Here is a 14,007-nt window from a genome sequence, read left to right as displayed (position 1 = left end):
GTTATTTTCTATTCGAATGACTGCTCTGTACGGTTGATGATCTCATCCTGAAGCGGTTTGCTTAAGTTACGGAAGAAATCACTGTATCCTGCAACACGCACGATCAGATCTCTATAATCTTCCGGATGCTTCTGCGCTTCCTGCAGAGTCTTTCTGTCGATAACGTTGAACTGTACGTGATGTCCATCCATTGCAAAGTAGCTGCGGATCAGACTTGCCATATTGTCAAGACCTTTCTCTCCTGCTACAACGTTCGGTGTGAACTTCTGATTCAGAAGTGTTCCTGCTGTAGCAAGATGATCCATCTTAGCACATGATTTGATAACAGCTGTCGGTCCATTTACATCTGCTGATTTCTCCGGTGAAATACCTTCTGAAACCGGGATATGTGCTTTACGTCCGTTAGCTGTTGCTCCGATCACATCTCCGAAGTAAACATGGCAGGTTGTAGGAAGCATATCGACTCCGTATTTTCCGCCTCTCATAGTCGGACGTCCTGTGATCAGGTCATGATACAGATAGAATACGTCCTGCATCAGATCATCTGCGTAGTCATCATCGTTACCATATTTTGGTGTCTTGTCATGAACCATACGGTAGATTGCATCGTATCCTTCAAAGTTGTGATCCATTGCTTCGATCAGTTCTTCCATTGTGAAGTTCTTCTTGTCAAATACATTGTATTTAACAGCTGCAATACAGTCTGTAACGGTTCCAATACCAACACCCTGAATGTAGTTCGTGTTGTATCTTGCTCCTCCTGCATTGTAATCTTTTGCATTACTGATGCAGTCGTTTGTTACAACGGAAAGACACGGTGCCGGCATATTTTCTGCATATAATCTCTCGATTACGTTGTTTCCACGGATCTTGATATCGATGAAATGCTTCATCTGTTTCTTGAATGCATCCCACAGTTCATCAAATGTCTTAAAGTCTTTTGCATAACCAAGCTTCAGTCCGAGCTGTTTGCCTGACATTGCATCATAACCGTTGTAAAGAGTCAGCTGGAAGATCTTCGGAATATTCATATAACCGGTCAGGATATATGCTTCACTTCCCCATGCACCTGTCTCTACACAACCTGAAGATCCACCACGGCGGGCATCCTCCAGAGTCTTTCCTGCATTAACAAGCTCCATGATCTGTGCTTCTGTATTGTAGAATGCTGGCTGTCCCCATCCTTTTCTTGAGATCTCGCATGCTCTCTTAAGGAAACGTGCCGGTGTTTTCTTGCTGATAGTTACATTAGAGTTCGGCTGTACAAGCTTCATCTCATCCATACAGTCAAGGATCAGGTAGCTGACTGCATTTACACCGTCTTTACCATCTGGTGTAACTCCACCTGTATTGATATTCGCAAAGTCTACATAAGTAGCACTTTCTTTTAAGGTAATACCAACCTTAACCGGTGCCGGTTGGTTGTAGAATTTGATCCATAAGCATTCAAGCAGTTCTTTTGCTTTCTCGTCATCAAGGATTCCTGCTTCTGTATCTGCTTCATAATAAGAAATCAGATGCTGATCCAGACGTCCCGGACTGAATGCATCCCATGGGTTCAGTTCTGTTGTAACCGCAAGATGTGTAAACCAGTATAACTGGATTGCCTGCCAGAAGGTCTGCGGTTTGTGAGCCGGTACAACTTCCAGGTTGGCTGCAATCTGCTCTAATTCTTTCTTACGAGTAGGATCTGCTTCTTTTTCTGCCATTTCAAGAGCCAGTTTGTGATATCTCTCACCAAGGATGATTACTGCATCACATGCAATATCCATCGCTTTGAGTTCTTCCATTTTATCGGTAGCTTCCGGATCATTCATGAAATCCAGCGCATCCATAGTCTTTTTGATTTTTTCTTTGTACTCCTGATATCCGACTTTAAAGTTCTGTTCACCACCGCATGTATGTCCAGGTCCTCTCTGCTCCATAAACTCTGTGAACATACCTGCTGAATAGCAGTCATTCCATTCCGGAGTCATAGCTGCAAGGATCTTCTCTCTCATGCTTCGTCCTGACCAGTAAGGAATGATTTCCTTCTCCTGGATCTCACGATCTTCTTCTGTTGTATGGAAAGATACGAGGTCACGTTCACTCATAACTACCATATCTTCTTTGCTGTGGCAGCAAAGTTCCGGGAATGTAGGAGAAGCCTGTGGATCTTTTCCTTTTTCACCAACGATCAGCTCACCGTCTCCCAGATAAAGTGTCTTCTTTGAAAAATATTCTTTTAATACCATGGCTCTCATAACCGGAATCGAATATTTTCCATCATTTTTTCTGTAAAAATCTGTCTCGATTCTTGCTCTTTCGAGATCAATGTGAACCGGTGTTGTAACACTCAATTCTCTCAGCTTCTGAATTCTTTCATTCATGCCTCTTGCCATTTTCTTATCCTCCTATTTTTGTGTTGGTATACCCTGCATCCTGAAAAAGCTTTATAAAACTTTCCATCTCTTCTTTTTCCGGTGCATGTAAATCAGTTCCCTTGTATTCCATACCCAGCTTCGGATATTTACTGCTTCCTGTATTATGGTAAGGCAGCAGATTGACCTGTGCCGGATGAATGCCGTGTTTCTTCAGAAAATGAATGGTATCTTCCATGTTCTGCACATTGCCGTTCACTTCTTTGATTGTCGGGATTCGGACGTAAATCCTTGCCCCTGCATCCGAAAGCTTCACCAGGTTATCCAGAATCAGCTTATTGTCAACTCCGATATACTTTTTATGTAATTCCGGATCCATCACTTTTACGTCATATAAAAACGTATCTACATACGGTAAAATTGCTTCAAATTTATCATACGAAACATATCCGCAGGTGTCAATGGTAAGCGAAATTTCTTCTTTTTTAAGTGCTTTCGCGATCTGTAAAATATAATCCGTTGACATCGCCATCACTTCCCCGCCGGAAAGTGTGACTCCACCGCCGGACTGTTCATAAAACATCCGGTCTTTCATCAGCTCTTTAACCAGTTCCTTTACCGGATACTCCTGCCCTACGATCTCCCGAATGCCTTGCGGACAGAAATTATCACATTTTCCGCAAAGCTGACATTTCTCTTTGTCAAGCTCCGGCTTTCCATCTACCATAGTGATGGCATCGTTCGGACAGACCTTCGCACAGGTTCCACATCCGACGCACTTTTCTTTATCACACTGAAGTTCTCTCTCAAAACGCTGTGTCTCAGGGTTGTGACACCACTCGCACTTTAATGGACATCCTTTAAAAAATACAGTAGTACGGATTCCATCTCCGTCATGGATCGAATACTTCTGAATATTCGTTACTAAATTCATGGTAGCTCTCCTTCTTGTCATTTTTCTTTTTAGACTAACGTTTGTACCATAGTCTAAAGATACCAAAAAAACAAATAATTGTCAATCCTTTGGCAAACTTCTTCTCAAATATTTTTACAATCCTGATCTTCTTTCCTTAAGTAGACGAAACTCTGCACTCAGCTCATCACATATATAAAGAAGAGATACTTCACAGACTGTTTTTATCTGCAAAGTACCTCCCACTTCTCTATTGTACATTCTTCAAAATCACACACTGATTACCTCTGGAACAAAAAGCCGATTCAAACTGTGCTCTGTCATAGCTCACAATCCCTTCGATCGGGTCTGCAACAGTCACACTGTCTACACTGTATCCAATCAGTACAACACAATGATCGTTCATCGCCCAGCTGGCTTCTCTTCCATCTTCCGTATTCCAGCTTTCCATTATCTGACGTTCTTCCATACCAATTGTTCCCCATACAACCACGGGGGTTCCTTCACTTACAAAACGATACAGCTGTTCCGGCTCTGATCCTGTCTCGTCCTCTGCTTTCATTGCATTTCCATTATCTGCAAGATAGCCATCTGCTGCCGTCACGATTGCTCCCGCTCCGCAGCTTAATCCATCCGTCTCAGACTGTGGATTTCCTATAAAATAATTGTAAATATCATTTCCATATAAAGTTTCATTGTCTCCGTAATAAGTGTTGGTCCATCCAACTGTCGGTAAATATTCGAGTGCCATTGCCATCTTATCTGCAGAATATCCATAATAATTCAAAGCCATTGTAAGAGATGTGATCTCACATCCGGTAGGAAGCTCCGGCATCTGTCCTGTAAATGCAAAATCAGAAATACAGCTACTCTCTGGAAGGGGTGTCTCTTTCACTATTTCCGCATTTTTTATCTTCTGCGTCTTTGCTGTCGTTTTCTCCACTGCTGTAACAGACTGTCTTGCTCCTTTGATCTGTTCCAATTTTGCTTCTATATATGTAGTATCTTTTAATGTAAATCCTACGATAACGGCGCCAACCAATATCCCTGCTGCCGCTGCGATCCATTTTGCTGCACTGCGAATCTGCATCCGTACCTCCGTTTCTTAATACTTCTGTAACAATTCCGTCATATATACTACAACTTTTTTCGTGTTTCGTCAAATCTGCGGGGGAGTTTTCACAAATATTTCATAAATGAGAGTTGGCAGCACAAGTGATTCCAGATAGAAGGATTGCCTGCGCAATGGGTGCAGATCCGATAAAAATTAATCTGTCCTGCTGTTTTTTATCAATCGAATGAAATCCTGGCAAATACTATGCCATATATTTCTTCTTCAGTTCTTCCACCTTCGCGGTATAAGCCTCCTGCTGCTTTTTCTGCATGATCTCACTCTTAATCTGCTCTTTTACATCATCAAGCTTCGCATCTTCGGCTTCTTTCTTATCTTCCACTTTGATCAGATGGTATCCAAACTGTGTCTTGACCGGTCCAACCACATGTCCGATTTCTGCTGCAAATGCGGCATCTTCGAATTCTTTGACCATCTGTCCTTTTCCGAATTCGCCAAGGTCTCCACCGTTTGCTCCTGACGGGCAGGTAGAAGATTCTTTTGCAACATCCTCAAATGCTTTCCCACCACTTACAATGGATTCAAGTAGTTCGTTACATTTGTCTTCGGAATCAACCAGAATATGTTTTGCATGAACAGATACTCCTTTTGCAAATCTTGCTTTGTTTGCTTCAAAATATTCTCTGATCTCTTCAGCTGAAATTGTGATTTCCTCAAAGATCTTGCCGATCGCCATCTGTGCAAGGATATCTTTTCTTGCATTTTCCAGAATTGCTTTAAACTTTTCTGTCTCGTCTAACTTTTCTTCTTCACCATATTTTGCAAGTGCATAAACTGCGATCAGCTGATCAACACACTGTTTGCGGAAATCCGGATGGGATGCGTATACCTGCTGTTCTCTCGGAAGGCTTGCGATAAATGCATCTACCTCTGCTGATGTAATTTCATGTCCGCAGATTACTGCTTCAACTGTTTTTTCCATAATTTCTTTGTACTCCTTTTTCTCGTAGTGTTTCAATTGTACCATTTCATACGGTGTTAGTCAAAGTTGGTTTTATTTCTATGAAACTTCTCTTCATCTGATATCTTTTCTTCCGACTTCATGTTATACTTCGTTTAGGTATGTTTTTTTAGTTTTTTCATTGGAGGTTATTAACATGTCAAACGAAAGTACAAAAACCAATCAGATTACCGAAGGAGTTATCTGGAAGCAATTATTGATTTTTTTCTTTCCTATTGTAGTTGGAACTTTGTTTCAACAGCTTTATAACACCGTAGATGCTGTCATCGTCGGTCGTTTTGTCGGAAAGGGCGCACTTGCCGCAGTCGGGGGATCTTCTGCCGTTCTTTCCAATCTGATCATCGGATGTTTTACGGGACTTGCAAGCGGTGCATCTGTAATTGTTTCCCAGTTTTATGGTGCAAAGGATGAGCGGAATCTGCAAAAGAGTCTGCATACCGCTTATGCTTTTTCCGTTATCCTCAGTATTGTATTTACAATACTCGGATGGGCCTTAACACCATTTCTTTTGAAGCTCATCGATACACCTGCAGATACACTTGCGGATTCTATTCTTTATCTGCGGATTTACTTTTTAGGTATCTTCGGTACCTTGATCTTTAATATAGGCTCAGCCATCATGCGCTCCATCGGTGATTCCCGCAGACCACTATATTACCTGATCATCTGTTGTTTTCTAAACATCATCCTCGATCTGGTACTAGTAATCGTATTTGATATGGGAATTGTCGGAGCCGCTATCGCGACCATTATTTCACAGGCAGTAAGTGCAATCCTTGTCACCAATGCACTGATGAAAAAATATGATGACTGCAAGCTTTATCTGAGCAAACTGCACATAGACCTTTTGAAGCTGCGTCTGGAATTCCGCATCGGTATTCCAAGTGCACTGCAGGCATTTATGTACAGTATTACCAATATCATTATTCAGGCAGCGATCAATGGTTTCGGAACCGATACTGCCGCTGCATGGGCTTCTTTTGGTAAACTAGATGCGCTTTTCTGGACAGTCAACGGAGCATTCGGAATTGCGATCACAACCTTTGCCGGTCAGAATTACGGAGCAGGAAAAAAAGACCGCATTTTCAAAAGTGTCCGTATCTGCCTTGCAATGGCAGTGGCTGTATGCGGAGGGATCGTTCTGTTTTTAGCCATCTTCTGCCGCCCACTGTTCTCAATTTTTACGACAGATCAAAATGTGATCAATATCGGTATTGATATGCTGCGTTTTATGGCACCGTGCTACACTATTTATGTATTTATTGAAGTTCTCTCCGGTGCACTTCGCGGAACCGGCGATGTCCTGCTGCCGACACTGATCACACTTGGCGGCGTATGTCTGATCCGTATTCCGTGGATTATGTTTGTCTTACCGGCACACCATACCACAACCTGTGTAATGCTTAGTTATCCGATTTCCTGGATCACTACCACAGCTTTGATCATACCGTACTATTTATATAGAAAAAAACATGCTTACGATTAAGGAGAATTGAACATGGCCAAATCCGAATCTACCAAATACCGGCTCGCCGAAGCAATGAAAACCTGCATGAAGACCACTTCTGTCGATGATATCACCATCCGCCAGATTGTGGAAGTCTGCGGCGTCACACGCCAGACCTTTTACCGCAATTTTCTTGATAAATATGATCTGATCAACTGGTATTTTGACAAACTTCTTCTTAAATCATTTGAACATATGGGCGAAGGTACCACTGTTTATGACGGACTGGTCAAAAAATTTGAATATTTAAAGGAAGAGCACCTGTTTTTCGCTGCAGCATTCCGCTCTGACGATCAGAACTCTTTAAAAGAACATGATTTTGAACTGATTCTGGAATTCTATTCAAACCTTATTTTCCAGAAAACCGGAAGACGCCCGGATGCAGAAACTTCATTTCTTTTAGAGATGTACTGCCGTGGCTCGATTTACATGACTGTCAAATGGCTGCTTGGCGGAATGAATTTTCCGCCTGCGCAGCTTGCAAAACAACTGGTACTTGGCATGCCGGAAAAACTTGTGCAACTCTTCACTAATTTGCATATTTTGTCTTAAGCTTTTGTATAAATGTTACACTTTTCATATTCTGTAACTTTTTTTACCGCCTTCTTATTGTTAAAATAGTATCAGAAACAAGTGGTTTTACCATAAACGAAAAGGAGATATGTATCATGGCAAACAGAATTATGTTAAATCAGACATCTTATCACGGAGCAGGTGCAATCGCAGAGATTGCAACAGAAGCAAAAGCTCACGGTTTCAAAAAAGCTCTTGTATGTTCTGACCCGGATCTGATCAAATTCAATGTTACTTCCAAAGTAACAGATATCTTAGACAAAGAAGGACTTGCTTACGAAATCTACTCTGATATCAAAGCAAACCCGACTATCGAGAACGTACAGCACGGTGTACAGGCTTTCAAAAATTCAGGTGCTGATTACATCATCGCAATCGGTGGCGGATCTTCTATGGATACTTCCAAAGCAATCGGTATCATCATCGCAAACCCGGAATTTGAAGATGTAAGAAGCCTGGAAGGTGTAGCTCCGACAAAGAAACCTTGCGTTCCGATCATTGCCGTTCCGACAACAGCCGGTACTGCTGCAGAAGTTACGATCAACTATGTAGTAACAGATGTAGAAAAGAAACGTAAATTCGTCTGTGTAGACCCACATGATATGCCGATCATCGCTGTTGTAGACCCGGAAATGATGTCCTCTATGCCAAAAGGACTGACCGCTTCAACCGGTATGGATGCATTAACTCATGCGATCGAAGGCTACACCACAAAAGCCGCATGGGAAATGACAGATATGTTCCACTTAAAAGCAATCGAGATTATCTCCAAATCTCTCCGCGGTGCTGTTGAAAACACCAAAGAAGGAAGAGAAGGAATGGCTCTTGGACAGTACATCGCCGGAATGGGCTTCTCAAACGTAGGTCTTGGAATCGCTCACTCAATGGCTCATACCCTTGGAGCAGTCTATGACACACCACACGGTGTTGCATGTGCAATGATGCTTCCGATCGTAATGGAATACAACGCAGACTGCACCGGAGAAAAATACCGTGAAATCGCCCGCGCAATGGGAGTTGAAGGCGTAGATAATATGTCTCAGGAAGAATACAGAAAAGCAGCTGTAGATGCAGTCCGCAAACTCTCTGAAGACGTAGGAATCCCATCCAAACTCGAAGCCCTCAAAGAAGAAGATCTCCAGTTCCTCGCAGAATCCGCCCACGCCGACGCCTGCGCACCTGGAAATCCAAAAGACGCATCCGTAGAAGACCTCAAAGATCTCTTCAGAAAACTGATGTAAAGAACAAAATATACATAGTCTGGTAATAAAGCAAAATAATATTCACATCCTATAAATTGATATTCCACTTGCTTTGCTTACCAACAAAGTAGAAAAAGCAACCCCCACAAATTCCGCTAAAAGCGAAATTTGTGGGGGTGAACTTTTTCTCCCCGTATCTTAGTTGATGCAACCCACTTGAGGTATCAGCGCCCGAATCGCCATACATCTTGTTTGGATGCATTGAGGGAGCTGATGCAATTCTTAAGGTTGTGGAAATTTGTGTTATTCCGTGAAATCCATCTGTCTGAGCGCGCCGCGCGAGTTATGGATTTCACGGAATGCCCTTAACAAATTTACAGAACCTCAAGAACTGCCAGCGCACCGAACCGCATCCAAACAAGATGTATGGCGATTCGGGCGCGTCCCTCAAACCAATCCCCCATCAAATAAAATACTCTATCGTCTTTTCTTCCGACAACTTCGTCTTCTCATTAAACAAAAGCACTGCTTCCCGCCCTTCTTCCGGTCCAAAAGAATACAGTTCCAGTACTTCCCGGTTAAACATCTCCTCCGGTACGATCCGGTTATACCGGTCCGGCTTGTCCGTCACAAGTACAACCTCCTTTTCCTCAAAAGGCTCTTCCCTGTAATACGGATCAAACATATAAACTATTCCATTTTCTGCCCCGGTAAGAAGCACATAATGCCACTCATCCAGAAAAAGCCTTACAACAACTGCACCACCACGATGCAGTGCATCATTGATATAACTGGTATCATCCAGATAGACATTTTCCCCATGAAGATATTTTGCAGAGATTGCAAGTTGTCCCGTCTTCCCAAATCCATTCAGCCAGTTGCTAAGAAACATCATTGCCGCACAGGAAGTGCCACTTTTTCCGGCAACTCCCTCCGCACTGTAGCAATCCAGGCAATAAAGCATGATATTTCTCAGAATTTCCGGCGGGATTTCCTCCCTTGGAAATAAATAGCTGATCGCATTCTGCATGGACGTCGGTCCACAATCATAATCCGAAAACTGATAATGCAGTGGATTTTTCAAGGTTATTCCTCCGTTCCTTTTCTCAGGAATTCTGTGTCTACAAGATTCCAGATCTCATCCCGTCCCTGCTTTGTCTCTGCAGAGAAAGGAATCACAACGGTTCCCGGAAGCAGCTTCAATCCGGTCTTAATTGCCTTTACTTGCTTCTGTACCTGACTTCTCTTCAGCTTATCAAGCTTTGTCGCGATAATGATCGGATTGAATCCCTGATCTACGATCCAGTCATACATCATCTTATCATTCGCAGATGGATCATGACGGATATCGATCAGAAGGAAGACGGCTCGCAGCTGTTTAGAGCCATGAAGATAACGTTCGATCAATTTTCCCCACTGTGCCTTCTCCTGCTCGGAAACCTTTGCATAACCATATCCCGGAAGGTCAACCAGATACATTTCTTCGTTGATATTGTAAAAGTTGATGGTCTGTGTTTTTCCAGGTTTTGCCGAAGTTCTGGCAAGCGCCTTCCGGTTCATCAGTGCATTGATCAGAGAGGATTTGCCGACATTGGATTTTCCGGCAAATGCGATCTCCGGCAGGGTGTGATCCGGCAGTTTACTTGTAATTCCACATACTGTTTCCAGATTTACATTCTTAATTACCATCGTTTTTCCTCCGTGTGCGCACAAGCGCGATCTTCAGAACCTCTTCCATCTGCGATACCGGAATAATCTCCAGTCCCTTCGTAATCTCAGAAGAAAGTTCATCCACATCTTTTTTGTTCTCCTTCGGTACAAGTACCGTCCTGATTCCGGCATTCTTTGCCGCCAGAAGCTTCTCTTTCAGTCCTCCGATCGGAAGTACTCTTCCCCGCAGCGTAATCTCACCCGTCATGGCAAGATCGGCACGCACTTTTTTGTCTGTGATTGCAGAAAGCATTGCAGTCGCCATCGTAATACCAGCTGAAGGTCCATCTTTCGGAACTGCCCCTTCCGGAATATGGATATGGATATCATGTTTTTCAAAGAAATCTTCAGCAACCTTATATTTACTGCTGATCGACCGGATATAACTGATTCCTGCCTGTGCGGACTCTTTCATCACATCGCCAAGCTGTCCCGTCAGAATGATCTCGCCCTTTCCTGGCATTACATTCACTTCAATCTGCAGGGTGTCTCCTCCTACACTGGTCCATGCAAGTCCACGGACGATTCCTACTTCATCCTCTGCATTTGCCATCTGATAGGTGTACTTTTCCTTTCCAAGATACTTTTCAATATTCCGCTCTGTTACCTGAACTCTCTTTTTATCATGTTCATAGATCTCTCTGGCAGCTTTCCTGCAGATATTACCGATTTCACGCTCCATCTGACGCACACCGGCTTCCTTGGTGTAGTTCTGCGCAATTTTCCAGATCACACCCTTGCTGATCGTAAGCTGTTCTTTTGTAAGTCCATGTCTTTCCAACTGCTTTGGAATCAAATGTTCTGTCGCAATATGCAGCTTTTCATTCTCCGTATAACTGCTGACCTCAATTACTTCCATACGGTCAAGAAGTGGCCGGGGGATCGTCTGCAGCGAGTTAGCCGTCGTCACAAATGTCACCTCAGACAGATCGACCGGGACTTCCAGATAATGATCACGGAAACGGTTGTTCTGTTCACTGTCCAGCACCTCCAGAAGCGCAGAAAAAGTATCTCCCTTATAGTCTGTGCTGACTTTATCAATCTCATCCAGAAGGAGCAACGGGTTCTTTACCCCGGCGCTCTTAATACCGTTTGCAATCCGTCCCGGCATTGCACCAACATAAGTTTTTCTGTGTCCACGGATTTCAGCCTCATCACGGACACCGCCAAGAGAAATTCTCACATACGGTTTTTTCAATGCTTTTGCAAGTGATCTTGCAATAGATGTCTTTCCAGTTCCCGGAGGACCTACCAGACACAGGATCGGGCTGTCACCCTTTTTCGTAAGAGCACGTACTGCCAGAAATTCCAGCACACGTTCTTTAACCTCTTCCAGTCCGTAATGTTCTGCTTCCAGAAGCTCTTTCGCATATGCAATGTCTGTGAAATCCTCAGCCCGCTTATTCCATGGCATTTCCAGCATGGTTTCGATATATGTACGGATCACACCCGCTTCTGCCGGACTCTGCATGGAATTTTTAAATCTGCCGATCTCTTTTTTCAGCTTTTCTTTTACCTCATCCGGTGCATCCAGCGCTTCTGCCTTCTGTGTAAATTCCTCCGCATCGGAAATTGTAGTATCCTCACCAAGCTCTTCACGGATCAGCTTCAACTGTTCGCGCAGGATATATTCTCTCTGATGCTTATCCACACGCTCTTTCACCTTCATCTGGATCTCATCGCGGATGTTCATGATCTGCATCTCATTGACCAGCTTAAAGGAAATAAGCTCGTAACGTCTGTCAAAATCAAGTTCTTCCAGGATTTCCTGCAATTCCCGGTAATCCAGAGGCATATTCGCTGCCACCTGATTCACCATCTTTTTCAGATCCGTGATCTCTTTGATCTGGTTTACCATATCTTTTGTGATCTTCGGCATTCTCGCCGCATAATCCAGATACAGATCCCTAAGTCCCCGCATCATCGCTTCCCGGTTGATCTCGCCTGCAATATCCGGATCACTCTCTTCCGGGATCGTGATATTTGCCCGAAGATACGGATCGTTAAATTCTATTGTATTTAAAACCGCTCTCTCTTCTGCTGATACAAGCACCCGCAGAATCTGCTTTGGCAGTTTGATGATCTGTTTTACTGTCGCAACTGTTCCCACACGGTAGAGATCCGCTTCTCCCGGATTTTCCACTTCCACATCTTTCTGTGTCAGCAAAAAAATCTTCTGGTCGCTTGCCATCGCTTCCTGAACTGCTTCAATCGAGCGTTCCCGGCTGATATCAAAATGTGCCACCATCTCCGGCAGAATTGTCATTCCCCGCAGGGCAACCATTGGCAGACTTTCTGTTCTGTTCATATAGTTTTTTCTCCTGTTAAATAAAAATGGATGCTTCTGGTCTTAACCGTCAGCACCCATTTCCATACGTCTGATTTTCTTATGCACTTTCCGGTCTTGCTTCGATCTTTTCTGTACTCGGTGCTTTCTCCCCAAGTACTGCCTCTTTTGTCACAAGACAGTATTTCAGATTCTCGTCAGACGGTGCTTTATACATGATATCCATCATTACATTTTCCATGATCGCACGGAGTCCTCTGGCTCCTGTCTTACGCTTCAGGGAAGTCTCAGCAATCGCCTCCAGCGCCTCTTTGTCGAATTCCAGTTCCACATCATCCAGCTCCAGAAGCTTCTGATACTGTTTTACGATCGCATTCTTTGGTTCCGTCAGAATGCGGATCAGATCTTCTTTATCCAGAAGTTCCAGGGATACAGTTACCGGCACACGTCCTACAAGTTCTGGGATCAGTCCGAACTTCACAAGATCCTGTGGAAGGATCTGCTGTAGAAGCCGGTCGATATCTTCCTCATGCCGCTGCGCGATCTGTGCCTCAAATCCAATGGATTTCTTATCTATTCTGTTCTCTATGATCTTATCTATTCCCTCAAACGCTCCACCGCAGATAAATAAAATATTGGTGGTATCGATTTGGATCATCTCCTGCTGCGGATGCTTACGTCCACCCTGTGGCGGTACATTTGCGATTGTACCTTCCAGGATCTTCAGAAGTGCCTGCTGAACACCTTCTCCTGATACATCACGGGTAATCGACGGATTCTCAGATTTTCTTGTGATCTTGTCAATCTCGTCAATATAAATAATTCCGTGCTCTGCACGTTCAATATCACCATCTGCTGCCTGAATGATCTTAAGAAGAATATTCTCTACATCTTCTCCGACATATCCTGCTTCTGTAAGCGCAGTTGCATCTGCAATTGCAAACGGTACATTCAGAATTTTTGCGAGAGACTGTGCCAGAAAAGTCTTACCGCATCCTGTCGGTCCTACCATCAGGATATTACTCTTCTGAAGCTCCACGCCCAGATCTTTTTCTGCCATAATACGCTTATAGTGATTATATACCGCAACAGAAAGTACTTTCTTCGCTTCGTCCTGTCCAATCACATAATCATCCAGAAATGCCTTGATTTCTTCCGGTTTCAGAAGATTGATATCATCATATGCATTTTCTTCTTCATAACCAAGTTCATCTTCAATGATCTCAGTGCATACATCCACGCACTGGTCGCAGATAAACACCCCGTTTGGTCCGGCGATCATCTTGCGTACCTGACTTTGTGGTTTATTGCAAAAAGAACATCTTACGATTTCTTCATATTTTCCTGCCATATTCTTACCTC

At 43.5% G+C, this 14,007-nt stretch carries 11 protein-coding genes; 3 read left to right on the top strand and 8 right to left on the bottom strand.

All coding sequences use genetic code 11. The features are described from left to right. Positions 1 to 8: 8 nt before the first annotated feature. The 4 genes from hypD to ACYQ5K_RS06720 form a co-directional block, all read right to left on the bottom strand. Complete coding sequence (gene hypD, locus ACYQ5K_RS06735; RefSeq protein WP_459777396.1) at positions 9 to 2,381, bottom strand: trans-4-hydroxy-L-proline dehydratase; 2,373 nt, start codon at positions 2,379 to 2,381, stop codon at positions 9 to 11. A gap of 4 nt (positions 2,382 to 2,385) precedes the next feature. Beyond that, complete coding sequence (locus tag ACYQ5K_RS06730) at positions 2,386 to 3,294, bottom strand: trans-4-hydroxy-L-proline dehydratase activase (protein ID WP_173687639.1); 909 nt, start codon at positions 3,292 to 3,294, stop codon at positions 2,386 to 2,388. A gap of 229 nt (positions 3,295 to 3,523) precedes the next feature. Continuing rightward, positions 3,524 to 4,363: a C39 family peptidase gene (locus ACYQ5K_RS06725; protein WP_173687640.1), complete on the bottom strand. Its 840-nt coding sequence runs from the start codon at positions 4,361 to 4,363 to the stop codon at positions 3,524 to 3,526. A gap of 226 nt (positions 4,364 to 4,589) precedes the next feature. After that, complete coding sequence (locus ACYQ5K_RS06720; protein WP_243259223.1) at positions 4,590 to 5,327, bottom strand: peptidylprolyl isomerase; 738 nt, start codon at positions 5,325 to 5,327, stop codon at positions 4,590 to 4,592. 175 nt (positions 5,328 to 5,502) lie between these two features. Here ACYQ5K_RS06720 and ACYQ5K_RS06715 point away from each other — a divergent pair, with 175 nt between their 5' ends. The 3 genes from ACYQ5K_RS06715 to fucO all read left to right on the top strand — a co-directional run bounded on the left by ACYQ5K_RS06715 (position 5,503) and on the right by fucO (position 8,687). Further along, entirely contained in the window at positions 5,503 to 6,852 is a 1,350-nt protein-coding gene (locus ACYQ5K_RS06715; RefSeq protein ID WP_117835648.1) for an MATE family efflux transporter, read from the top strand. A 12-nt stretch (positions 6,853 to 6,864) separates the two neighbouring features. Then, entirely contained in the window at positions 6,865 to 7,425 is a 561-nt protein-coding gene (locus ACYQ5K_RS06710; protein WP_173687641.1) for a TetR/AcrR family transcriptional regulator C-terminal domain-containing protein, read from the top strand. A gap of 116 nt (positions 7,426 to 7,541) precedes the next feature. Next, a complete protein-coding gene (fucO, locus tag ACYQ5K_RS06705; RefSeq protein ID WP_118218149.1) occupies positions 7,542 to 8,687 on the top strand; it encodes a lactaldehyde reductase in 1,146 nt (381 codons plus the stop codon). A 424-nt stretch (positions 8,688 to 9,111) separates the two neighbouring features. Here the strand turns inward: fucO and ACYQ5K_RS06700 are convergent, their stop codons facing one another. The 4 genes from ACYQ5K_RS06700 to clpX form a co-directional block, all read right to left on the bottom strand. Then, positions 9,112 to 9,732 carry a peptidase C39 gene (locus tag ACYQ5K_RS06700; RefSeq protein ID WP_459777395.1) on the bottom strand — a complete coding sequence of 207 codons (621 nt, stop codon included), beginning with the start codon at positions 9,730 to 9,732 and terminating at the stop codon, positions 9,112 to 9,114. A 2-nt stretch (positions 9,733 to 9,734) separates the two neighbouring features. Beyond that, positions 9,735 to 10,337: a ribosome biogenesis GTP-binding protein YihA/YsxC gene (gene yihA, locus ACYQ5K_RS06695; RefSeq protein ID WP_195231141.1), complete on the bottom strand. Its 603-nt coding sequence runs from the start codon at positions 10,335 to 10,337 to the stop codon at positions 9,735 to 9,737. Beyond that, a complete protein-coding gene (gene lon / locus ACYQ5K_RS06690) occupies positions 10,327 to 12,666 on the bottom strand; it encodes an endopeptidase La (protein WP_178025295.1) in 2,340 nt (779 codons plus the stop codon). The genes yihA and lon overlap by 11 nt, the downstream gene beginning before the upstream one ends. 79 nt (positions 12,667 to 12,745) lie before the next feature. Further along, entirely contained in the window at positions 12,746 to 13,996 is a 1,251-nt protein-coding gene (clpX, locus tag ACYQ5K_RS06685) for an ATP-dependent Clp protease ATP-binding subunit ClpX (protein ID WP_008374524.1), read from the bottom strand. Positions 13,997 to 14,007 lie beyond the last annotated feature (11 nt).

The organism is Allocoprococcus similis (assembly GCF_054660775.1).
This window is presented reverse-complemented; position numbering and strand designations above follow the sequence as displayed.